19 protein-coding genes and 1 pseudogene are annotated in these 21,699 nt (G+C 72.5%); 14 read left to right on the plus strand and 6 right to left on the minus strand.

The genetic code is table 11. The features are described from left to right. The first annotated feature begins 26 nt into the window (after positions 1-26). From AC07F0_RS21230 to AC07F0_RS21245, 4 genes are all read left to right on the plus strand, one after another. On the plus strand, positions 27-962 hold the full coding sequence (locus tag AC07F0_RS21230) for a M56 family metallopeptidase (protein ID WP_478980918.1): 936 nt from the start codon (positions 27-29) through the stop codon (positions 960-962). A 147-nt stretch (positions 963-1,109) separates the two neighbouring features. Then, positions 1,110-1,805 carry a phosphatase PAP2 family protein gene (locus tag AC07F0_RS21235; RefSeq protein WP_478980920.1) on the plus strand — a complete coding sequence of 232 codons (696 nt, stop codon included), beginning with the start codon at positions 1,110-1,112 and terminating at the stop codon, positions 1,803-1,805. Positions 1,806-1,814: 9 nt separating this feature from the next. Then, the gene (locus AC07F0_RS21240; RefSeq protein ID WP_478980922.1) at positions 1,815-2,504 is read left to right on the plus strand and encodes an HAD family hydrolase; all 690 of its coding nucleotides are present in this window, start codon (positions 1,815-1,817) and stop codon (positions 2,502-2,504) included. 156 nt (positions 2,505-2,660) lie between these two features. Further along, the gene (locus AC07F0_RS21245) at positions 2,661-3,347 is read left to right on the plus strand and encodes a TetR/AcrR family transcriptional regulator (protein WP_478980924.1); all 687 of its coding nucleotides are present in this window, start codon (positions 2,661-2,663) and stop codon (positions 3,345-3,347) included. Here AC07F0_RS21245 and AC07F0_RS21250 read toward each other — a convergent pair. Beyond that, positions 3,335-4,837, minus strand: coding sequence for an LVIVD repeat-containing protein (locus tag AC07F0_RS21250; protein WP_478980926.1), 1,503 nt, complete (start codon positions 4,835-4,837; stop codon positions 3,335-3,337). The genes AC07F0_RS21245 and AC07F0_RS21250 overlap by 13 nt on opposite strands. A gap of 174 nt (positions 4,838-5,011) precedes the next feature. Here AC07F0_RS21250 and AC07F0_RS21255 point away from each other — a divergent pair, with 174 nt between their 5' ends. Beyond that, positions 5,012-5,665 carry a DUF305 domain-containing protein gene (locus AC07F0_RS21255; protein ID WP_478980928.1) on the plus strand — a complete coding sequence of 218 codons (654 nt, stop codon included), beginning with the start codon at positions 5,012-5,014 and terminating at the stop codon, positions 5,663-5,665. Positions 5,666-5,714: 49 nt separating this feature from the next. Here AC07F0_RS21255 and AC07F0_RS21260 read toward each other — a convergent pair whose 3' ends face one another. Further along, entirely contained in the window at positions 5,715-6,179 is a 465-nt protein-coding gene (locus AC07F0_RS21260; RefSeq protein WP_478980930.1) for a DUF6214 family protein, read from the minus strand. Between the two features lie 209 nt (positions 6,180-6,388). Here AC07F0_RS21260 and AC07F0_RS21265 point away from each other — a divergent pair, with 209 nt between their 5' ends. Beyond that, entirely contained in the window at positions 6,389-7,732 is a 1,344-nt protein-coding gene (locus AC07F0_RS21265) for an FAD-dependent oxidoreductase (protein ID WP_478980932.1), read from the plus strand. 54 nt (positions 7,733-7,786) lie between these two features. On the opposite strand, the gene AC07F0_RS21270 is transcribed toward AC07F0_RS21265, so the two are convergent. After that, positions 7,787-8,134: an ArsR/SmtB family transcription factor gene (locus AC07F0_RS21270; protein ID WP_478980934.1), complete on the minus strand. Its 348-nt coding sequence runs from the start codon at positions 8,132-8,134 to the stop codon at positions 7,787-7,789. Positions 8,135-8,253: 119 nt separating this feature from the next. Between AC07F0_RS21270 and AC07F0_RS21275 the strand changes: the two genes are divergently transcribed. Further along, positions 8,254-9,333, plus strand: coding sequence for an NADH:flavin oxidoreductase/NADH oxidase (locus AC07F0_RS21275; RefSeq protein WP_478980936.1), 1,080 nt, complete (start codon positions 8,254-8,256; stop codon positions 9,331-9,333). 34 nt (positions 9,334-9,367) lie between these two features. Here AC07F0_RS21275 and AC07F0_RS21280 read toward each other — a convergent pair whose 3' ends face one another. Beyond that, on the minus strand, positions 9,368-10,708 hold the full coding sequence (locus tag AC07F0_RS21280) for an extracellular catalytic domain type 1 short-chain-length polyhydroxyalkanoate depolymerase (RefSeq protein WP_478980938.1): 1,341 nt from the start codon (positions 10,706-10,708) through the stop codon (positions 9,368-9,370). 468 nt (positions 10,709-11,176) lie between these two features. On the opposite strand from AC07F0_RS21280, the gene AC07F0_RS21285 reads away from it, so the two are divergent. Together AC07F0_RS21285 and AC07F0_RS21290 are read left to right on the plus strand one after the other, a co-directional pair. Next, on the plus strand, positions 11,177-12,157 hold the full coding sequence (locus AC07F0_RS21285) for a pectate lyase family protein (RefSeq protein ID WP_478980940.1): 981 nt from the start codon (positions 11,177-11,179) through the stop codon (positions 12,155-12,157). Positions 12,158-12,213: 56 nt separating this feature from the next. Next, positions 12,214-13,002 (plus strand): pectate lyase, encoded by a 789-nt coding sequence (locus tag AC07F0_RS21290; RefSeq protein ID WP_478980942.1) that lies wholly within the window; start codon positions 12,214-12,216, stop codon positions 13,000-13,002. A gap of 80 nt (positions 13,003-13,082) precedes the next feature. Here AC07F0_RS21290 and AC07F0_RS21295 read toward each other — a convergent pair whose 3' ends face one another. Next, positions 13,083-13,841 carry a PaaX family transcriptional regulator C-terminal domain-containing protein gene (locus tag AC07F0_RS21295; RefSeq protein ID WP_478980944.1) on the minus strand — a complete coding sequence of 253 codons (759 nt, stop codon included), beginning with the start codon at positions 13,839-13,841 and terminating at the stop codon, positions 13,083-13,085. 75 nt (positions 13,842-13,916) lie between these two features. Between AC07F0_RS21295 and AC07F0_RS21300 the strand changes: the two genes are divergently transcribed. Next, a complete protein-coding gene (locus AC07F0_RS21300) occupies positions 13,917-15,584 on the plus strand; it encodes an acyl-CoA dehydrogenase family protein (protein WP_478980946.1) in 1,668 nt (555 codons plus the stop codon). A 116-nt stretch (positions 15,585-15,700) separates the two neighbouring features. After that, a pseudogene (locus tag AC07F0_RS21305) lies at positions 15,701-17,750 on the plus strand (HEAT repeat domain-containing protein). 134 nt (positions 17,751-17,884) lie between these two features. Here AC07F0_RS21305 and AC07F0_RS21310 read toward each other — a convergent pair. Beyond that, positions 17,885-18,469, minus strand: coding sequence for an Rv1733c family protein (locus tag AC07F0_RS21310; protein ID WP_478980948.1), 585 nt, complete (start codon positions 18,467-18,469; stop codon positions 17,885-17,887). A 262-nt stretch (positions 18,470-18,731) separates the two neighbouring features. Here AC07F0_RS21310 and AC07F0_RS21315 point away from each other — a divergent pair, with 262 nt between their 5' ends. The 3 genes from AC07F0_RS21315 to AC07F0_RS21325 all read left to right on the plus strand — a co-directional run bounded on the left by AC07F0_RS21315 (position 18,732) and on the right by AC07F0_RS21325 (position 21,639). Next, positions 18,732-19,829: a WD40/YVTN/BNR-like repeat-containing protein gene (locus AC07F0_RS21315; RefSeq protein WP_478980950.1), complete on the plus strand. Its 1,098-nt coding sequence runs from the start codon at positions 18,732-18,734 to the stop codon at positions 19,827-19,829. Between the two features lie 119 nt (positions 19,830-19,948). Continuing rightward, complete coding sequence (locus AC07F0_RS21320; protein ID WP_478980952.1) at positions 19,949-20,626, plus strand: uracil-DNA glycosylase; 678 nt, start codon at positions 19,949-19,951, stop codon at positions 20,624-20,626. After that, positions 20,623-21,639: an N-acetylglucosamine kinase gene (locus AC07F0_RS21325; RefSeq protein ID WP_478980954.1), complete on the plus strand. Its 1,017-nt coding sequence runs from the start codon at positions 20,623-20,625 to the stop codon at positions 21,637-21,639. The genes AC07F0_RS21320 and AC07F0_RS21325 overlap by 4 nt, the downstream gene beginning before the upstream one ends. Positions 21,640-21,699: the final 60 nt, after the last annotated feature.

Consider the following 21,699-nt stretch of genomic DNA (forward strand, 5'->3'; position numbering starts at 1 on the left):
GGCGCATCGCTCATAGGCTGCGCCTCATGATGCTCCCCGCGGCACTGTTGCTGCTCGGCGCCCTGATCGCAGTGGTCGCCCCCCGGCTGCTCGCCCGGGCGGACTGGCCCGATCGTGAGCCGGTCGTGGCGCTGTGGGTGTGGCAGTGCGTGGTGGCGGCCCTGCTCGTGTGCTGTGCGCTGTCGATGACGCTCAGCGCGGCAGCCGCCTGGCACGTGATCGGCGGGCCCGTCTTCGCGACGGCGCCGGGCCCGGTCGTCGAGGCCTACGCCCTCGGTACGGCGGGCCCCTGGGCGGCGGCCACCGCCGTGGCGCTGGCCGGCGGCGGGCTGTGGAGCGCTGCGATGCTGGTCCGCGAGATCGGCGGGGCACGCGCCCGGGACCGCCGCCGGCGGGCTGATCTGCTGGTCAGGGCGCCGCTGCTGCCGGGAGAGGTTGCCGTGTCGGGCCGGCTCGTCGTCCTGGAGAGCGAGCGGCCCGATGCCTGGTGGCAGCCCGGCGCTCCGCCGCAACTGGTCGTCACCACGGCCGCGTTGCGGCGGCTGAAGGGCCGCCGGCTGGACGCCGTGCTGGCCCATGAGCAGGGGCACGCGCGGGCCCGGCACGACTGGCTGCTGAACTGCTCCTCGGCACTGGCGGGCGGCTTTCCGCAGGTGCCGGTGTTCGCCGCGTTCCGCGACGAGATGCACCGCCTGGTCGAACTCGCCGCCGACGACACGGCGTCCCGCCGCTTCGGCCGCCTGACCACGGCCCTGGCCCTGGTGGAACTGAACGAGCACCGCGGCGTGTTCGGCCCCTGCCCGACGCCGCAGGCCCATGTTCCGGCGCGGGTGCGCCGGTTGCTCACTCCCCCGGACCGGCTGTCCCCGGCCCGCCGGCTGCGGCTGACGGCGGCAGGCGCCCTGGTGCCGGTGGTGCCAGTGTTCGTGGCGTTCGTACCGGGGCTGTGGGCGCTGGGATAGCCGGATGCATGTTCCGGGACACCTGTGGCTCCGTGCCGGGCTTCGCGGGCATGCGGGTGGCCTCAGGGTGGCCGAAGTGTGCGGTCCGCGTGTCGAAGATCGCCGCCGTACTGGATCCGGAGCCCCCGGTTCGGCGAGGATCGCATCATGTACACCCGGTCCGTCGACTCCCCGCCCCGCCCCCAGCACGGCACCGCCGCCCGGTCGGCCGGCGTCCTGGCCCTGTGCTCGGCTCTGCTGCTGACCCTCGTCACGGCCAGATGGAGCCCGCTGATCAGCACGGACGGGGACATCTCCGCCACCACCCACCGCTGGGCGGTCGAGGAGTCCGGCATCACGCAGGCGTGCCGCATCCTCACGGACTGGGTGTGGGACCCGTGGACCATGCGGGTGCTGTGCGCGGTCGTGGTCGTGTGGCTGGTGGTGCGCCTCGCGGCGCGCTGGACGGCGCTGTGGCTGGCGCTGACCGTCACGCTGGGCACGCTGTTCCAGCAGGCCCTCAAGGCCCTGGTGGACCGCCCCCGCCCGGTCTGGCCCGACCCCGTCGACTCGGCCCACTACTCGGCCTTCCCGTCGGGCCACGCCATGACCGCCACGGTGGTGTGCGGCCTCCTCCTGTGGCTCCTGCGCCGGCACGGCGTCGGCCGTGCCGTGTGGCGTACGGCCGTGATCGTGGCCGTCGTGTCCGTGGTCGGCGTGGGACTGACCCGAATCTGGCTGGGCGTCCACTGGCCGACGGACGTGGTGGGCGGCTGGCTGCTGGGCGCGCTGGTGGTGGCCCTTGCGGTGTGGACACACGAGCACCGGCAGCCGCGCGACCGCCCGGACACCACCGCCTCGTAGGATCGCCCCATGACGGCTGTGCTGTTCGACTTCTCAGGAACGCTGTTCCGTGTCGAGTCCACCGACTCCTGGCTGCGCGGCGTCGTCGCCGAGGCCGGAGTCCCCTTCCCCGAGCCGGAGTTGACCGCCGCCGCGCGTGCGCTGGAGGCAGCGGGGGCGCTGCCGGGCGGTGGTGATCCCGCACGCGTGCCGGCTGAACTCGCCGACAACTGGCTGATCCGCGACCGCAGCGCCGCACTGCACCGGGCCGCGTACACCGGCCTCTCCCGCCAGGTCACACTGCCCGACCCGGCGTTGCACGACGCGCTGTACGACCGCCACATGACACCGGCGGCATGGACCCCGTACCCGGACGCCGTCGAGGTGCTGGGCACGCTGCGCGAGCGGGGCATCCCCGTCGGGGTGGTCAGCAACATCGGCTGGGACCCGCGCCCGGTGTTCCGCGAGCACGGCCTGGACCGCTACGTCGACGTGTACGTCCTGTCGTACGAGCACGGCATCCAGAAGCCGGACCCGCGGCTGTTCGCCACCGCCTGCGAGGCGCTCGGCGCCGATCCGCGCCGGACGCTCATGGTCGGCGACGACCGCCGGGCGGACGGTGGGGCCACCGCCCTGGGCTGCGGGGTGCACTTCGTGGACCATCTGCCGGTGACCGAGCGGCCGGACGGGCTGCGGCCGGTCCTGGATCTGGTGAGCTGAGGCCACCAGCAGGTCCCCTGGCCGTCCGCTCGCCCGCCTCGGACGATCCCCCGTGTCGCCCGAGGCAGACGGCATCGCCGGCCCGGACCGCTCGGGTCCTGGCCGGACGCCTCTGAGTATAGTTGGCTGGCAGCCAGTCAACGCAGGAGTTACAGCATGTCCCCGCGCAGCGCCTCGGTCAATGAAGAGTTGCGGAGGCGTTCGAAGGAGCGGCTTCTGCAGGCGGCGGTCGAGCTGGTCGGCGAGCGCGGCTTCGAGGCCACGACGCTCGGCGACATCGCCGACCGGGCGGGCTCGGCCCGTGGTCTGGTCTCGTACTACTTCCCGGGCAAGCGCCAGCTCGTGCAGTCGGCCGTGCACCGGCTGATGCACCGCACGCTGGAGGAGGCGCTGGAGCGTGAGCCGCGCACCGAGGACGGCCGGGAGCGGATGGCGCGGGCCATCGACGCGATCCTGGGGCTGGCACGGGACCGGCCGGTGCTGATGCGCCAGCACATGGCCGGGCTGTTGCAGGCCGAGGGCTTCGTGCCCTGCCCGGAACAGCGGCGCCTGGCGGAGCTGCTGCGGGACACCGTCGCCCGGCACGGGTCGCGGGACGTCGACAGCGACTACCCGATGCTGCGGGCCCTGCTGATGGGCGCCGTGTACGCCGCACTGGTCCCGGGGGTGCCGATGCCGGTCCCGGTGCTGCGGGCGGAGTTGTTCAGGCGCTACCGGCTCGACTGGGAACTGGGCCTCCCGCCGGAGGCCGAGGCTTCCGGCGGGAGGAGCGACAGGGATCTGTCGCGGTTCTTCGCGACCGGGGACGCACCGGAGTGCGGCCCGCGGGGTCAGTCGAAGTAGTCCGGCTGGGTCTGCACGTTGAGCTCACGCAGGTGGACCCACCGTGCCGGGTCCGTGCGCCGGTCCTTGATCTTCAGGACGTCGAAGCCCTTGGTGATCTCGTTCGAGTAGATGTAGCCGTTGTAGTAGTACGCCGACCACGAGCCGCTCAGGATCAGCCGGTCGGTGGTCGCCGGGCCGCGCTCGAAGTAGGCGATCTCCCGGGGCTTCGAGGAGTCGGTGAACTCCCAGACGGAGACACCGCCCTGGTACCAGGCCTGGACCATCAGGTCCTTGCCCTTCACCGGGATCAGCGAGCCGTTGTGGGCGACGCAGTTCTCGGTGTCCGCCTGGTGACGGGGGATCTTGAAGTAGCTGCGGAAGACGAGCTTGCGCTCCTCGCCCTTGCCGACGATGTCGTAGATGCCGTCGGCGCCGCGGTTCGGACCGGTCGCCTCGTTGCAGGTGGCTCCGCTGCCGCCGCCCAGCTCGTCGGTGAACACGACCTTGTTCGCCTTCTGGTTGAAGGTCGCCGAGTGCCAGAACGCGAAGTTGACGTTGTCCTGCACCCGGTCGATGACCTTGGGGTGCTCCGGGTCCTTGACGGAGAACAGGATGCCGTCCCCCATGCAGGCGCCCGCGGCCAGGTCCTTCGACGGCAGCACCGTGATGTCGTGGCAGCCGGTGGTCTTGGACACACCCGGGTTGGTGGGTCCGCCCGGGTTGCCGCCACCGTCCGGCCCCTCACCGGGGAACAGCACGGGGAAGCCCACCACCGCCGCCTTCTCGGGGGCGTTGCGCGGCACCTTGATGACGGAGATGCCGTCGTGCGGCGGCTGGCAGTCGGGGTAGGCGGCGTTCGGCGAGTACGACGAGACGTACACGTAGACGTTCCGCCGCTCGGGCACCAGCGTGTGGGTGTGGGAGCCGCAGGCGGTCTCGACGGCGGCGACGTACCTCGGGTTCCGCTTGTCGCTGATGTCGAAGACCTTCATGCCCTCCCACGAGGACTTCTCGGTCGCCGGCTGTGTCGTGCTGTTGCAACTGCTGTCGCTGCGCGAGGAGTCGGTGGACAGGAACAGCAGGTTGCCGGAGACGGAGACGTCGTTCTGCGAGCCCGGGCACAGCACCTGGGCGACCGTCTTCGGTGACGTCGGGTCGCTGATGTCGAAGATGCGGAAGCCGTCGTAGTTGCCGGCGAAGGCGTACCTGCCCTGGAAGGCGAGATCCGAGTTGGTGCCCGGCAGCACGTCCTTGGGGACGTTGGCGACGTGCTCGATGTTGGCGGAGTGGACGATCTGGTCCTGGCCGGGTATCTCACCGCTTTCGATGGCCTCACGCGCCTTTGCCCGCGCGCTCTTGGAAACCTCCTTCGGCGTGGACGGCGCGTCCCCCGGGTCGGGGACGGCCCCTGCCGGCGCCGCCACGAGGAGCGCGGCCAGCACTCCGCCGGCGATCGCGCAGGCGCCCAGGCGTCTGTGGCGTGTTCTGCGGTCGTTGAACAGGATCACTGTTTTCCTCCCTGGTTCCGTTCGCTGCGGAACGGTTCACGCACCACGCAGTATCGTCCTCGCCATGCACATACCAACAGGCATCAACAGGCTCTTAAATGACCCGTGAAGGACGCCCGAAGGGTCGTCAGCATCCCGAGATGTCCGTCAACTCGCCCGTCACCGGAGGTCGTTGTGCTCTTCCGCCGCGCGTCCCGTACGTCCGTCGCCGCGACGGGGCTGGTCGCCCTGGCCGCGCTCCTGACCGGCGGCTGCGACTCCGGTCCGGACCGGAAGCCGGCCGCCGCGGACGGGCCCGCCGTGATCGCGCCGGGTGAGCCCGGCGAGCCGAACCGCACCCTGTCCGCCGAGGAAGCGGCCGGCCGGCGCTCGGAGAACGACTCCCCCAACTCGGCGGACGTCTCCTACGTCCGCATGATGATCGAACACCACGCCCAGGCCCTCGTGATGACCGAACTCGCCCCGCAGCGCGCCGAGTCGGCCAAGGTGAAACGGATCGCCGCACGGATCGCCGCCGCCCAGAAGCCGGAGATCGAGGCCATGAAAGGCTGGCTGAAGTCGCACGGCAAGCCGCTGAAGGCGGAACGGCACGAGCACGCCGTGATGCCCGGGATGGCGACCGAGGCCCAGCTGAAGAAGCTCCGCGCGGCCGACGGAAAGGCCTTCGACCAGCTCTTCCTGACGCTGATGACGACCCATCACCAGGGTGCGATCACGATGGCCACGGACGTGAAGGGGCAGGGCAACAACATCCGCATCGAGGAGATGGCAGACGAGGTGATCGCCCAGCAGACGAGCGAGATCACGCGGATGCGGGACATGCTCTAGCCGAATTCCGGTCCGGGTCGCGCCCCGGTTCGGTCCCGTTCAGCGCCGTTCAGCGCCGGGCGCGGCGCGGTGTCAGGAGCCCGGCGTCGCGGGCCTGGCCGATCAGCCTGAGGGATGTGCGGCGGCTGTGCCCCGTCGCGCACATCACGGCGAGGACCGGATCGGCACCCTGCCGCTGGGCCGCGCGGTACTCCCGGGCCACCAGCCACCGCCCCTGCGCACCGGGCGGCCAGGCCGGCCGGGCCCGCCGCCCCTGCCCTCCGCCGCCTTCGGGAGCCGTCCCGGCACCGGCACCGCACGCCTCGGCCAGCGAGTCCTCGATCCAGTCGGCGAGCACCGCCAAGTCGTCGAGGGACAGCGCGGGCTGCGCGCGTACGTCCTCCACGCCGACGCATCCCCCGGCCACGACCGCCAGCGCGTCGACGTGGGCGCCGTCCGTGAAGACCAGCCGGACGTCGAACCACCGCGTGGCGTCCTCGTTCTCCCGCACTTCCCACGCGGGCCGCACGGACACCGCGCCGTCCGCCGGAGAGCGATCAGAAAGTTTAAGAAAGGATGCTTCCAGCACACACTGAACGTAACCTAATGATCACATTCCCTATAGATCGGACACGCGCCCCGAGCGGAGCACTGCACCCTGTCAGCGGAGCCCGGCCGGTGCGATGCTGGAGGCATCAGCGCTCTCGTGAGATCCCTCGGGATCCCCGGGTAAGGAGTTCCGCCGTGCTGCGAGTCGCCGTCGTTGGCTCCGGGCCGAGCGGGTGCTACACCGCCCAGAGCCTCGTCCAGCAGGACCCCGAGGTACGCGTCGACGTGCTGGACCGGCTGCCGTGCCCGTACGGCCTGGTCCGTTACGGCGTGGCTCCGGACCACGAGAAGATCAAGTCGCTCCAGAACAACCTGCGCACGATCCTGGAGCACGACCGGGTCCGGTTCCTCGGCGGCATCCAGGCCGGCCCCGGCGGGGTGCCGGTCGCCCGGCTGCGGGAGCTCTACCACGCGGTGGTGTACTGCGTGGGCGCCGCCACCGACCGGCATCTGGGCATCCCCGGGGAGGACCTGCCGGGCAGCTGGTCGGCGACGCAGTTCGTCGCCTGGTACAGCGCCCATCCGGACGCCGTGGACGCCGGGTTCCTGCGGGACGCCCGGTCGGCCGTGGTGATCGGCGTGGGGAACGTCGCCGTGGACGTCACCCGGATGCTGGCGCGCGGCCTGGCCGAGCTCAGCCCGACCGACATGCCGCAGGCGGCCCTGACGACACTGGCGGCGAGCCGGGTGACCGAGATCCACATGGTGGGCCGGCGAGGCCCGTCCCAGGCCCGCTTCACCACCAAGGAGCTGCGCGAGCTGGGCAGCCTCCCGGACACCGACATCACCGTGGACCCGGCCGAGCTGGCCCTGGACCCCGGATACACCGACCCGTCCGCCCTGCCCGCCCCGCAGCGCCGCAACGTGGAGGTGCTGCGTGGCTGGTCCGGGACGCCACCGAGCGGCGCCCCGCGCCGGATCCGGCCGCGTTTCTTCCTCCGCCCGGTCGAACTGCTCGCCGAGCAGGGCCACGTGGGCGCGGTGCGGTTCGAGCGGACCGCCCCGGACGGGCGCGGCGGCGTGACGGGCACGGGCCGGTTCGAGGACATCGAGGCCCAGCTGGTGCTGCGCTCGGTGGGCTACCGGGGAGTGCCGCTGGAGGGGCTGCCGTTCGACGCGGACAGCGGCACGGTGCCGAATCTGGCCGGACGCGTCCTGCGCGAAGGCGTCGTCGCGCCGGGCGAGTACGTGGCCGGCTGGATCAAGCGGGGACCGACAGGCGTCATCGGCACGAACCGCCCCTGCGCCAAGGAGACGGCGACGTCCCTCCTGGAGGACGCGTCCGTCCTCCGGGCCAGGATCGTCCCCGACGACCCGCTCACGGCCCTGCGCGCGGAGGGCGCCGCCCCGGTCGAGTGGAGGGGCTGGCAGTCGATCGAGCGAGCGGAAGCGGAGCTGGGCGCATCACTGGGCCGTGGGGTGGTCAAACTCCCGGACTGGCAGTCCCTGATGAACGCCGTGCAGGGCGACAGCCTTTAAGGGCCGCGGGAACTGCGCGACCAGCCACGAAGGGCCCGCAGCAATCACGAAGACTCAGCCTCCGTGGACAGCCTGCCGAGCCGCCGCATCGAGCACCGCATCCAGCAACCCCGGAAACAGCTCATCCAGATCCCCCCGCCGCAGCCCGTTCATCTTGGCCGTCCCCCGATACACCTGCCGAATCACCCCACTCTCCCGCAACACCCGGAAGTGATGCGTGGTCGTCGACTTCGTGACCGGCAGGTCGAAGTGCGAACAGGACAACTCCCCGCTGACCGCGGCGAGCTCCCGCACGATCCGCAGCCGCATCGGATCGGAGAGCGCATGCAGCACCCCCTCCAGCCGGATCTCGTCACGCGCGGGATGCGGCAGGTCGCGGCTGCTGACGGCGGGAGAGGTCACGGCGGCTCCACTTTCCTTCGGGGATCCCATAGTACGAGAACCCTCGTAGTTTGACATCCACCGTACTACGATGCCTATCGTACGAGTCGACATCGGCCCCGTGACGAATGGAGTCCGCCGTGACCTCGCTCTTCGAGCCCTACACCCTGCGCGATGTGACGATCCCGAACCGCGTGTGGATGCCCCCGATGTGCCAGTACTCGGCCGCACCGGAGGGCCCGGAGACCGGCGCCCCCGACGACTGGCACTTCGCGCACTACGCCGCCCGTGCCACCGGCGGCACGGGCCTGATCATCGTCGAGGCCACCGCGGTGTCCCCGGAGGGCCGCATCTCGCCGTACGACCTCGGCATCTGGAACGACACCCAGGTCGAGGCGTTCCGCCGCATCACCCGCTTCCTCACCGCGCAGGGCACGGTGCCCGCGATCCAGCTGGCCCACGCCGGCCGCAAGGCGTCGACCGACCGCACCTGGAAGGGCGGCACCCCGGTCGGCCCGGAGGCCCACGGCTGGGACCCGGTGGCGCCGAGCCCGCTCGCCTTCGACGACCGGCACCCGGTCCCGGCCGAGCTGACCGTCGACCAGATCAAGGACGTGGTCGGGCACTTCGCGGACGCGGCCCGCCGCGCGCTCGCCGCCGGTTTCGAGATCGCCGAGATCCACGGCGCCCACGGCTACCTCATCAACGAGTTCCTCTCCCCGCACTCCAACCACCGCACCGACGCCTACGGCGGCTCGTACGAGAACCGCACCCGCTTCGCGCTCGAAGTCGTCGACGCCGTACGGGAGGTGTGGCCGCAGGACAAGCCGCTGTTCTTCCGGATCTCGGCGACCGAATGGCTCGACGAGGGCGGCTGGTCCGCGGACGACACCGTCCGCTTCGCCGCCGACCTGCGCGCCCACGGCGTCGACCTGCTGGACGTCTCCTCCGGTGGCAACGCCTCCGGCGTGCGCATCCCCACCGGCCCCGGCTACCAGGTGCCGTTCGCCGCCCGGGTGAAGCAGGAGACGACGCTGCCGGTGGCCGCGGTGGGGCTGATCACCGAGGTCGAGCAGGCCGAGAAGATCCTCGCCAACGGCGAGGCCGACGCGGTCCTGCTCGGCCGTGAGCTGTTGCGCAACCCTTCGTGGGCCCGGCTCGCGGCGCGGGAACTCGGTGCCGAGGTGCGGGTGCCGGACCAGTACCACCGTTCGGTCTGAGCCGGCACCCAGGCCCCGAGGCACACCGCCGACGTCAACCGGTCGCGCACGCCGTCCCGTTGAGGGTGAACGCGGCCGGAGCGGCGCTGTTGCCGCCGTGAGCGGCCTGGTAGCCGATGCTCACGCTCGCGCCCGGGGCGATGCTGCCGTTGTAGGACACGTTGGTCGCGGTCACCGACCCGGACGAGGGCGTGTAGGTGGCGCCCCAGCCGCCCGTGACCGTCTGCCCGGACGGGAGCGTGAAGCCGAGCTTCCAGCCGTTGACCGTCGTCGTGCCGGTGTTGGTGATGGTCACGGAGGCGGTCAGGCCGGTGTTCCAGGCGTTCACCGCGGCCGTCACCTTGCAGGCGCCGGGCTGGGGCTGAGGAGCCGGGCCCGACTTGTCGAGGCCGAAGAAGGTGAGCACGCGGGAGGCCATGCCGTGGGCGTACAGGTTGTGGCCGACACCCTGGAGGCTGATGGCCTCCACGGGCGCCTGGTCACCCGTGCCGCCGTAGCGGGTGCGGGTCCAGCCGGACTGGGGCGTGTCGGTGACGGCCGGCGCCTGGCTCACACCCTGTACGTTCGTCCACTGTTTGATCTGCTCGCCGAAGTTGGGGTAGCGCAGGACGTCGTCCTCGGTGCCGTGCCAGATCTGCATACGCGGACGGGGGCCGCTGTAGCCGGGGTACGCGTTCCGGACGAGGTCGCCCCACTCCTTGGGGGTGTGGGTGACCGTGCCGCCCGAGCAGTTGCTGTTCCACTCGGAGCCGTCGGTGGTGGCGAAGCAGGCGAACGGCACGCCGGAGAAGGCGGCGCCCGCCGCGAACACGTCGGGGTAGTCGCCGAGCAGGACGTTCGTCATCATGGCGCCGGAGGAGACGCCGGTGGCGAACACCCGGCCGGTGTCGGCGTCGTAGGTGCGGGTCACCCAGTCGATCATCGACTTGATGCCGACCGGGTCGCTGCCGCCGCCGCGGCGCAGCGCCTGGGGCGAGGAGACGTCGAAGCACTTGCTGCTGCGCGTGACGGACGGGTAGAGCACGATGAAGCCGTACTGGTCGGCCAGGGTGTCGTACTCGGTGCCGTTGTACATGTCCGGTCCCGAGCCGGTGCACCAGTGCACGGCGACCACGACCGCCGGGTTCGGCTTGACACTCTCCGGCACGTACAGGTACATCCGCAGGTTGCTCGGGTTCGTGCCGAAGCCCGTGACCTCGGTGAGGGCCGCGGTGGGTACGGCCTTCGCACCGGCGGCCTCTCGGGCGGGCTCGCGGGCGGCGGCCGCGGGCGCGGTGAGCGCGGTGGCCGCCAGCAACGGCAGCAGCGTGGCGAGGAGCGCCAGGAGCGTCGACCGCAGCGGTCTCCTCGTCGCGGGGTGGGGGGTGGCAGGCACGTCCGGGTCCCTTCGGTTGTGAGGCGCGGCTCGCAGTACGTCGTGCGGTGGTTCACCAGGTGGAGTTCGTCCGGATCGGCAGGGCCGGCCGTGAGTCCTCATCGACCCGCCCTCTCGTGAAGCGGAGCGTCCGATCGGCATGGTGGCATGGACATGGCCCCCATGGAAGCGCTCCCACACTGCTTCCCGCAGCACCCCCGCTCCGTCCGGGTCCGGCCGAATGTGTTCTGCGCGAGGCGTTGACTAGAAAGCGCTTGCCCCCTACGTTCCGTTCAGCAGTGTGACCGGGAAGCGCCACCGCCAGGGCGCCCGCCGGGGCCTGTCCGACCCAGGGAAGTGCACCCCTGGTGCATGGCAGGACCTCCGGACCGGCCGCACACAGCGCGCACGGTGAACAACATGGCGAACGTCATTCATGTACATGATCGACCTGGCACCATGAAGGCACCATGAAGGGACGCACCCCACATGCGTACTCATCCCCCACGTACACGGGTCCGCCGATCCACCCTGGCTCTCGCCGCCGCATCAGCCCTGGCGACCGCGGCGGTCCTGGCCGTTCCCCAGCCGGCCGGGGCCGCCGAGAGCCCGCCGGTCGGGTTCGGCGCGGGGACGACCGGCGGCGGCAGCGCCTCGGCGGTCACCGTCTCCACGCTGAGCGCCTTCAAGTCGGCCGTGACCGGCAACTCGGCCAAGGTCGTCCGGGTCAACGGCCTGATATCGCTCAGTGGCCAGGTCGACATCGGGTCCAACACGACCGTCCTGGGCGTGGGTTCGGCCTCCGGGTTCACCGGCGGCGGGCTCCGGCTGAAGAAGGTCTCGAACGTCGTCATCCGCAACCTCAACATCAGCAAGCCGCTGGCGCCCGCCGACGGCATCACCGTCGAGGCGTCGAGCAAGGTCTGGATCGACCACAACTCCTTCTCGGCCGACCGCGATCACGACAAGGACCACTACGACGGCCTGCTGGACGTCAACCACGGCGCGGACGACGTCACGGTGTCCTGGAACACCTTCAAGAACCACTTCAAGGGCTCGCTCGTCGGCCACAGCGACAACAACGCGAGCGAGGACACCGGCCGGCTGAAGGTGACGTACCACCACAACCACTTCGCCAACGTGTACTCGCGCATCCCCAGCCTGCGCTTCGGCACCGGGCACTTCTACAACAACTACGTCGAGGGCGCCGACACCGCCTGCCACTCGCGCATGGGCGCCCAGATGCTGGTCGAGAACAACGTCTTCCGCTCGACGAAGGTCGCGGTCACCACGAACCGCAGCAGCGACGTCGACGGATACGCCAACCTGCACGGCAACGACCTCGGTGGAGCCGCCACCGAGATCTCGCGGGTCGGCACCTTCACCAGCCCGCCGTACGCCTACACGGCGGAGCCGGCCTCGTCCGTCGTCACCTCGGTGACGTCGGGTGCGGGGGCCGGAAAGCTCTGACACCCCGTCCGCTCGGACACCCCCCATACGCTCCAGACGACAGAAGGAATCGGGACATGACTTCTGCGACACGTCCGCGCGCCCGCAGGCGCGCGCTGACCGGCGCGCTGGCCACCCTCGGCCTGTCGGTTGGCATGATCATGACCACCAATGCGCCGACGGCGAGCGCCGCCACCTGGCCGGCCCCCAACGGCAGCCAGGGGACCTCCACCACCATCTCCGTGTCCGGCACCAAGGACTACGGGATGAAGCGCTTCTACGGCACCGGAAGCCTGGCCGGTGACGGCCAGGAGGAGGGCCAGGACCCGATCTTCAAGCTCGCGGACGGCGCGGTGCTGAAGAACGTCATCCTCGGCGCCCCCGCGGCCGACGGCATCCACTGCGAGGGCAGCTGCACGCTCCAGAACGTCTGGTGGGAGGACGTCGGCGAGGACGCCGCCACCTTCCGCGGCGGCACCGGCGCCACGTACCACGTGATCGGCGGCGGCGCGAAGAAGGCGGCGGACAAGGTCTTCCAGCACAACGGTGGCGGCACCCTGAACATCTCCAACTTCGCGGTGCAGGAGTTCAAGACGCTCTACCGCTCCTGCGGCGACTGCTCCACGCAGTACACCCGCAAGGTCAACCTCAACACCATCGACGTGACCGGCACGGGTACCACCGCCCGGCTCGTCGGCATCAACGTCAACCGCAACGACGTGGCGACGCTGCGGGGCATCACGATCCGCAACGACTCCGGCCGCAAGGTCGTCCCCTGCCAGAAGTACAACAACAACACCGCTGTCGGATCCGGACCCGACAGCAAGAACTGCCTCTACTCCACCTCGGACATCACCTACAAGTAGCCCCTCGGGCCACCGCAACCCCCCACGGTGAAGGCGGCCGTGCGCAGCGTCCAGGCGGGCGCCGCGCACGGCCGCCCACGTCATGCGCCGCGCACACGCGCGCGTACCTCCCCGACCAGCTCGCGCTGGTAGTCGGCGTAGGCGGCGCGCAGCTCGGCTCCCGGCCAGTCGGCCGGCAGGAGTCCCGGCGGCAGGACGGGGTCGGCCAGCAGGTGCCGCACGACGGCGGCGAAGGCGGTCAGGCGGTCGGCCGGGCGAGGAGCCTCGGCGATGTGGGCGAGCAGCGCGCGGGCCGTGGTGGACCAGGCGTCCAGCGGCCACAGGCTCCCGGCCAGGTCGCGGGCCGGCCGGTCGGGGCGGGCCGTGTAGTGCTGGGCCACCCGGTCCAGGTCGCCGGGGAGGGCGCGGGCCAGGTTGGCGGGGCGGAGCCAGACGCCCTCGCGGAGTTCGGCGAGCCGGAGGGCGGTCAGCCGGGCGCGCAGGTCGGCGCGTTCGGCGGGGCCGCGTCCCGTCGCGGTGATCACGACCATCTCCCAGTCGCCGCCCCACGCGCGCGTGCGCGGGTGCACGGCGTCGTCCTGGCGGCGCTGGCGATCCAGCAGCCGGTCGCTGAGACGGTAGCCGGTGTCGGTACGCCGCAGATCACCGGCGGCCACCATCCGGCTGAGCGCCGCCCGCAGTGTGGAGCCCCCGACGCCGAAGCCCTCCACGAGCCGCAGAAGCTCCCGGACCGGCAGTTCGGGGGGATGCGTGCCGAGGAGCAGGCTCAGCACGACCGACCGCGCGGACAGCGGCCGCAGATCGAGCGCGCCGGGCCGCGCCGGGACGTTCATCGGCATGGTCACGTACTGTACGCGGCGGAATTCCTTGTTGCAGGATTGCTGCGGCCGTAGAGCAAGTGCAACACTCGACGTATGGTCTCGATACTCGACGCACAGCAGACGTACGGCGGACCCGCCACGCACGACGTCACCAACCAGGCCCCGCCGCTCGCCCCGTACGACGCCTCCGAGGACGCGGCCCTGCTGGAGGGGCTGCGGCGGGAGGGTGCCGGGTGGGCCGAGGAGGACCTGCGGCGGCTCGGCAGGCAGGCCGGCAGTGTCCAGGCGCGGGAGTGGGCCGACCTGGCCAACCGCCACGAGCCGGAGCTGCGGACGCACGACCGGTACGGCAACCGCGTCGACGAGGTCGAGTTCCATCCGAGCTGGCACCACCTGATGGGCGCCGCGATCGCCGCGGGCCTGGCCGCGTCGCCCTGGGCGGACGACCGGCCCGGGGCCCACGTCGCCCGGACCGCCGGCGGACTGGTGTGGGGGCACACCGAGGCGGGGCACGGCTGCCCGACGTCGATGACCTACGCGGCCGTCCCCGCTCTGCGCAGGCAGCCTGAGCTGGCGAAGGTCTACGAACCACTGCTGACGAGCCGGGAGTACGAGCCGGGACTCCGGGTGCCGACGGACAAGCGCGGGCTGCTGGCGGGCATGGGGATGACCGAGAAGCAGGGCGGCTCCGACGTCCGGACGAACACCACGACGGCCACGCCCACGTCCGAACCAGAGGTGTACACCCTGCGCGGGCACAAGTGGTTCACGTCGGCGCCGATGTGCGACGTGTTCCTGGTGCTGGCGCAGGCCCCGGGCGGACTGTCCTGCTTCCTGGTGCCGCGCGTGCTGCCCGACGGCACCCGCAACACCTTCCGCATCCAGCGGCTGAAGGACAAGCTGGGCAACCGGTCCAACGCCTCCTCCGAGCCCGAGTTCGACGGGACCGTCGCCTGGCTGGTGGGGCCGGAGGGGCAGGGCGTCAAGACCATCATCGAGATGGTCAACTGCACGCGGCTGGACTGCGTGATGATGTCGGCCGCGCTGATGCGCACCTCCCTCGTCGAGGCCGGGCACCACGCTCGGCACCGCAGCGCGTTCGGCGCGCGGCTGGTGGACCAGCCGCTGATGCGCAACGTTCTGGCCGATCTCGCGCTGGAGTCCGAGGCCGCCACGACACTCACCCTGCGGCTGGCCGGGGCGGCCGACCGGGCGATCCGCGGGGACGCCGAGGAGACCGCGTTCCGCCGGATCGCCACCGCCGTCGGCAAGTACTGGGTGACCAAGCGGGGCCCAGCCTTCACGGCGGAGGCCCTGGAGTGCCTCGGCGGCAACGGCTACGTCGAGGACTCGGGCATGCCCCGGCACTACCGCGAGGCTCCGCTGCTGTCGATCTGGGAGGGCTCGGGGAACGTCAACGCCCTTGACGTGCTGCGGGCGCTGAGCCGCGAACCGGGCACGGCCGAGGCCCTGTTCAGCGAGTTCGCGCTCGCCCGGGGAGCGGACGCCCGGCTGGACGCGGCCGTGACGCGGCTGAAGAACCGGCTGCCCGGGGCGTCGCAGACGACGGCCCGCCGTCTCGTGGAGGACATGGCCCTGACGCTCCAGGCCTCGCTCCTCGTCCGGTACGCACCGCCGGCGGTCGCCGACGCGTTCTGCGCGACCCGGCTCGGGGGCGACTGGGGGTACGCCTTCGGGACGCTGCCGGAGGGTGCGGACCTCGGCGCGATCGTGGAGCGAGCGCTGCCTGGCGGGAACTGAACCACGGTCAGCCAACCAGCACACGGTTCGCGCACAGTCATCGCCCGATTCCGCTTCGTTGTCAGTGCCGTGGTGCAGACTCCCCGTCAGTTGGCACTTCGCCTGGGGAGGACAACGTGTTCAGGGGGATCGACGAGGTCGACTGGACCTCGCTGCGGCATGCCGACGGCAGCGCGGAGGACGTGCCCGGGCTGCTCCGGGGACTGGCCTCCGCCGACTCGGCCGAGCGGGAGACCGCGCTCGACCGGATGTACGGCGCCGTGCACCACCAGGGAGACGTGTACGACTCGACGCTCGCCTGTGTTCCGTTTCTCCTCGCGCTCGCCGTCCGCGAGGAGGTGTGCGATCGGGCGTGGGTGGTGGAGCTCCTCGTCAGCATTGGTGGGGCCGGTGGGGAGGGGGTCGACGGGGGCGGAATCGATGATCCCGCCGCGAGGGCCCGTGCCGCCCTGAGCGCGGGTGGCGATGTGTTCGCCCGGCTGGCGGGGGACGCGGATGCCGAAGTGCGCCGGGCGGCTCCGGGGGCGCTCGTGCGGTTCCTCGACCGGCCGGCGCGTGTGCTCGCCCTGATACGGCAGCGGATCACCGTGAAGCGGGACGACCGGGTCCTGCTCGCCCTGGCCGAGGGCCTCGGCCTGTTCGCACGGCGGCACCTGACGGCCGGCGGCGCCCACGCCGTCGAGGCCGTGGACCTGCTGGCGGCTCTCAGCGGGCCGCCCCACGGCCCCGGGCTGCGGCTGGCCGCGCTCGGGCAGCTGACGCAGTGCGCACCGGAGTCGCTTCCCGTGGATCTCGTACCGACCGTGGTCCGGCTGCTCCGGGACAGGTCCGGGCAGCGTGTCCGCGGGGTGACTCGCACAGGACGGAACCGGTGTGGACACGCTCGCCGGGCGGCTGCGGCCCTCGGACGAGGAGGGCTCCCGGCTGCTGCGGACCCTGCACGCCGCGCTCGGCGGAAGGGTGGCCGACCGGGTCGCCCTGCTGTGCGGGCAGTTGACCAGCCCGGACCCCCTGGACCGGTGCAACGCCGTGTGGATGTCGGCCGGGCTGTTGCGCGAGTGGCGTGCCGGTGCGGCGGAGCCGGTCGCCCTCATAGGCGCCCAACTGGGCGCCGAGGAGGGATGGTTGCACGACGCGGCGGTCACCGTCCTGGCGGAACTCTTCGAACTGGCCCTGCCCGCGGCGGACCACCTCCACGCCCTGGTGAACTGCCGTCCCGAGATCCGCATACGTCACCGGGAGCGGGGAGCCCCGACGCTGGACGGCCCCCTCAAGGCGCTGGCCAGAACGGGGGACGCGCGGGCCACGCCGGTGCTGGCGGAGGTGCTGGCGGGCCCGGTCGTACCGCACGACCTGGGGCTGGTCATACCCCACCTGGGCCGCGCGGCCGCGCCGCTCGCGCCGGCCCTGCGGCGACGCCTCGCCCGTGTTCCGCTCGACGGCCCCGACACACACGAGCGGGCCGTTCCCCTCCTGTCGGCACTCGCGGCGCTGGGCGACGCCGAGTCCGTGCCGTCGGTGCTGCGCCTGCTGCGCGGCATGCCGGACGGGCTGCGGCTGCGGGATGCCGTCACGGGGGCGGCGGTCCGTGCGCTCGGCGCGTTCGGCGGCGCCGCGCGCGAGGCGATCCCGGATCTGCGCGGGCTGCTGCAGACCGACTGCGCCGTCGCGGCCGCGGACGCGCTGTGGTCGGTCACGGGTGAGGCGGAAACCGTCGTGCCCGTGCTGCTCCGGAGGCTTACGGGGCCCGGGAGCGGCCGGGGTCGCCCCGCGGCTGCCACGGCTGCCGCGCACGTACTCGGACCGCTGGGGCCGGCGGCCGCCACGGCCCTGCCCGGACTGCGCCGGATGACCGGCTCCGGCGACGCGTCGCAACGGGCCGCGGCGGCGTGCGCGGTGTGGCGCATCGCCGGGGAGCCGGAGCGGGTTCTTCCCGTCCTCCGCGCCGCATGGGTCGAGCACCCGCGCACCCGCACCACGATCGCCGGGTGCGTGGCAGCGCTGGGTCCCGGGGGAGCGCCCCTGCACGACCTGCTGCGAGCGGAACTCAGGTCCCCCCGACGGCATCGGGCCGGCGCCGGCGGCTACGACCGCCACGACATCCATGAGGACGAGGGGCTGCTGCGGGTGTGCCGGGTGGCGCTGGGCCGGGAGGGGCGCGGATAGGGCGTCGGGCGAGGACGGGCGGGCCCGGGCCATCCCACCCCGCCCGCAGCGGCCTGCCACCCGATCAGAAGGAACCGTGCCACCTGTGCCCGAACGCGACCGGCCATCCGCCACGATGGAACCGCCCCATCCGGTCACCCCGTCGTGCGCCCCCACAGCGGCCCGAAGCGGGACCACTCGGCGTCCCACTGGTCCATGCGGCGGCGCTCCAGGCGGCGGCGCACGACGCGGCCACCGGCGAGCGGCGCGGTCGCCGCGCAGATGCCCGCCACGCCGCCGATCAGGCAAGCGCGTATGCGGGCCTGGGACTCGGTGACGGGGCGAGCCACCTGGCGGCCCTCGCGGTCCGTCCAGACGGTGACGGGCGAACCGGCCCGGCTGCCCTCCAGGACTCGCACCTGGCCGGAGTGCGAGGAACCGTCCGCGGCGGTCCACCGTGCCTCCGCCCACACGTGCTCGGCATGGGAGACATCGCCCTTCTCGGAGGCCGTGCCGGGAGCCCGCTCGGCGAGCCGGGCCACCAGGGGGCGCCATTCGGCGCGCTCGCGGGCCAGCCCGTCCTCGACGGTCCGGCTCACCGTCAGGCCGGCGAGCACCGCGACGAACACGGTGAGCATCCACACGCCCAGCACGACCCAGGCCTCCACCCTGTCGGCGCGCCGCTTGAGCGGATTGCGCCGCCAGCGCCACAGCCACACCTTCGGACCACGTAACGCCATCGAAGGCATCCTCCTCACGAGCGCATGACCATCCCGCCGCCCTCCCCATACGGAAGAGGGCCGCTGGATGCTCACTGCACGTACCCCGGGAGGGCGCCGCGGTGGGATTGCGGCGCCTTCGGGGACGAGGCGGACGGGCGCCCGCATACGGCTTCGACACGGCCCTGACCTGCGCCGGAGTCCGCTCCGGGGGTGACTGTCAGTGGTGGGGTGCAGACTGGCCCATGTCTGAGACGAGGGCGTCGACGACGACGCCGCGGAGGTGATCGGCATGACCGAGGTACTGCTCGCCGTGGGCACGCGCAAGGGCCTGTTCATCGGGCGCCGGCGAGACGGTGGCGCCTGGCAGTTCGACGAGAGCCCCTACTTCAACGCGCAGGCCGTGTACTCGGTCGCCATCGACACCCGCACCGCGACGCCGCGGCTGCTGGCCGGCGGCGACAGCGCGCACTGGGGCCCGTCCGTGTTCCACTCCGACGACCTGGGCCGGAGCTGGACGGAACCGGCCCGGCCGGCCGTCAAGTTCCCCAAGGACACGGGGGCGTCCCTGGAGCGGGTGTGGCAGCTGCATCCGGCCGCGGCCGAGCCGGGCGTGGTGTACGCGGGCACGGAACCGGCCGCGCTGTACCGCTCGGAGGACCGCGGGGAGACCTTCGAGCTCGTCCGGCCCCTGTGGGAGCACCCCACGCGGTCGAAGTGGATGCCGGGCGGCGGCGGTGAGGGCCTGCACACCGTGCTCACCGACGCCCGCGATGCCAAGGCGGTGACGGTCGCCGTCTCGACCGCCGGCGTGTTCCGCACGCTGGACGGCGGTGCGACCTGGGCGCCGTCCAACTCGGGCGTCTCCGCGGTGTTCCTGCCCGACCCGAACCCGGAGTTCGGCCAGTGCGTGCACAAGGTGACCCGGGACGCGGCGAACCCGGACCGGCTCTACCTCCAGAACCACTGGGGTGTCTACCGCAGCGACGACGCGGGCGCGCACTGGACGGACATCGGTGAGGGCCTGCCCTCCACGTTCGGCTTCGCGGCGGCCGCCCATCCGCACAGAGCCGACACCGCGTACGTGTTCCCGATCACCGCCGACGCCGACCGGGTCCCGGCCGACCACCGGTGCCGGGTCTACCGGACCGCGGACGCGGGCAAGAGCTGGGAGCCGCTCTCGGCGGGGCTGCCCCAGGAGGACCACTACGGCACGGTCCTGCGCGACGCGATGTGCACGGACGACGCGGATCCGGCGGGCGTCTACTTCGGCAACCGCAACGGCGAGGTGTACGCCTCGGCGGACGACGGCGACAGCTGGCAGCAGCTCGCCTCGCATCTGCCGGACGTGCTGTGCGTGCGGGCCGCGGTCGTCGGCTGATCGGCTGAGGGGAGGACGAGAGCGGCGACCGGTCGGGGGACGGGGCGAGGGATGAGCTGAGGAGCGGGCCTTGGCCACCGGTTGATCCCGGCTGCCCGTACGGCAGTAGGGTGACGCCCGTGGCACCACGACCCTTGCATGAAATCGTCGAAGCGGGCTGGGCGAAGGCCCTGGAACCGGTGGCCGAACGCGTCGCCGCCATGGGGGACTTCCTCCGCGCGGAGATCGCCGCGGGACGCACCTACCTCCCGGACGGGCCGAACGTGTTGCGGGCCTTCCAGCAGCCCTTCGACGACGTACGGGTCCTGATCGTCGGTCAGGACCCGTACCCCACCCCGGGGCACGCGGTGGGACTGTCGTTCTCGGTCGCGCCCGAGGTGCGGCCGCTGCCCGGCAGCCTCATCAACATCTTCCGGGAGCTGCACGCCGATCTGGGCCTGCCGCAGCCGTCCAGCGGTGACCTCACGCCGTGGACGCGGCAGGGCGTGCTGCTGCTCAACAGGGCGCTCACCACTGCCCCGCGCAAGCCCGGTGCCCACCGGGGCAAGGGCTGGGAGGAGGTCACCGAGCAGGCGATCCGGGCCCTCGCGGCGCGCGGCAAGCCCCTGGTGTCCATCCTCTGGGGCCGTGACGCCCGCAACCTGCGCCCGCTGCTCGGCGATCTGCCCTCCGTCGAATCCGCCCACCCCTCCCCCATGTCGGCGGACCGGGGCTTCTTCGGCTCACGTCCGTTCAGCCGGGCCAACGACCTGCTGATCCGGCAGGGCGGTCAACCCGTGGACTGGCGCCTGCCGTGACCGGGGCGTCGGAGGACTCGGCGTCGGAAGGCTGGGCGTCGGCAGGTTCCGGCTTTCTCGCCGTGGACTCCGGCGGGTCCGGGCTCCGGGTGGTCGCGGGAACCGCCGAGCGCGGACCGCTCGCCCGGCGGGCTTCCGACGAGCCGGTGCGCACGGGTGACCGGGGCATCGACCCCGAGCACTTCATGGCACGGCTCGTGCCCCTGGTGCGTGCCCTGACCGCCGAGGCCGGTCCCGTGCGGCTGACCGCCGCCGTCGTCGGCGCGGCCGGGCTCGCCTCTCTCGGTGCCGGGCTGCGCGCGGAGCTGCCGGGCGCCCTGGCCCGGGAGTTCGGCGTGCGCAGGGTCGCGCTGGCCGCGGACGCGGTGACCGCGTACGCGGGTGCCCTCGGGCCCCGGCCGGGTGCCGTGATCGCCGGCGGTACGGGACTGATCGCGATCGGCACCGACCTGGCGGGCTGGCGTCGGGCGGACGGCTGGGGTCATCTGCTCGGCGACTGCGGCGGCGGCGCCTGGATCGGGCGGGCCGGGCTGGAGGCGGCGCTGCGGGCCCATGACGGGCGGGAGGGAGGCTCGGCCCGGCTGCTGGCCTGCGCCGAGGAGGTGTTCGGGCCCGTGGCGGGGTTGCCCGGCGCACTGTATCCGCGCCCGGACCGGCCCGCCGTCCTCGCCTCGTTCGCACCCCGGGTGGCCGCCTGCGCGGACGGGGACCCGGTGGCGTCGGCCATCCTGCGCGCGGCCGCCCGGCACATGGCCGACTCCGCGGCGGCCGTGTGCCCGTCCGGCGGTGAGCCGCGCGTCGCCGTCACCGGCGGCCTGTTCAGGATGGGCGACCCGCTCCTCGTCCCCCTCGACGAGGAACTGGCGCAGCGGCTCCCGCACGCGCGCCGGGTGCCGGCCGAGGGCGATCCGCTGCACGGCTCGGTGCGCCTGGCGACGGAGCTGAGCACCGGTCCGCTCACTCTGCCGGGTGACAAGGCCATGCTGAGCGTGGCAACCCCGTCGGGTGACTGATCCCGTCGGGTGACTGATCCGGTCGCGCACCATCCGCACGTCATTCCATCGGTACGTAAC

Source organism: Streptomyces sp. NPDC045955 (assembly GCF_056430805.1).

What these genes read in the sequence shown, in the direction of transcription:
- AC07F0_RS21230 (WP_478980918.1), top strand. Translation starts at nt 27, where the DNA reads ATGATGCTCCCCGCGGCACTGTTGCTGCTCGGCGCCCTGATCGCAGTG.
- AC07F0_RS21310 (WP_478980948.1), bottom strand. Translation starts at nt 18,469, where the DNA reads ATGGCGTTACGTGGTCCGAAGGTGTGGCTGTGGCGCTGGCGGCGCAAT.
- AC07F0_RS21240 (WP_478980922.1), top strand. Translation starts at nt 1,815, where the DNA reads ATGACGGCTGTGCTGTTCGACTTCTCAGGAACGCTGTTCCGTGTCGAG.
- AC07F0_RS21290 (WP_478980942.1), top strand. Translation starts at nt 12,214, where the DNA reads ATGACTTCTGCGACACGTCCGCGCGCCCGCAGGCGCGCGCTGACCGGC.
- AC07F0_RS21245 (WP_478980924.1), top strand. Translation starts at nt 2,661, where the DNA reads ATGTCCCCGCGCAGCGCCTCGGTCAATGAAGAGTTGCGGAGGCGTTCG.
- AC07F0_RS21235 (WP_478980920.1), top strand. Translation starts at nt 1,110, where the DNA reads ATGTACACCCGGTCCGTCGACTCCCCGCCCCGCCCCCAGCACGGCACC.
- AC07F0_RS21295 (WP_478980944.1), bottom strand. Translation starts at nt 13,841, where the DNA reads ATGCCGATGAACGTCCCGGCGCGGCCCGGCGCGCTCGATCTGCGGCCG.
- AC07F0_RS21285 (WP_478980940.1), top strand. Translation starts at nt 11,177, where the DNA reads ATGCGTACTCATCCCCCACGTACACGGGTCCGCCGATCCACCCTGGCT.
- AC07F0_RS21300 (WP_478980946.1), top strand. Translation starts at nt 13,917, where the DNA reads ATGGTCTCGATACTCGACGCACAGCAGACGTACGGCGGACCCGCCACG.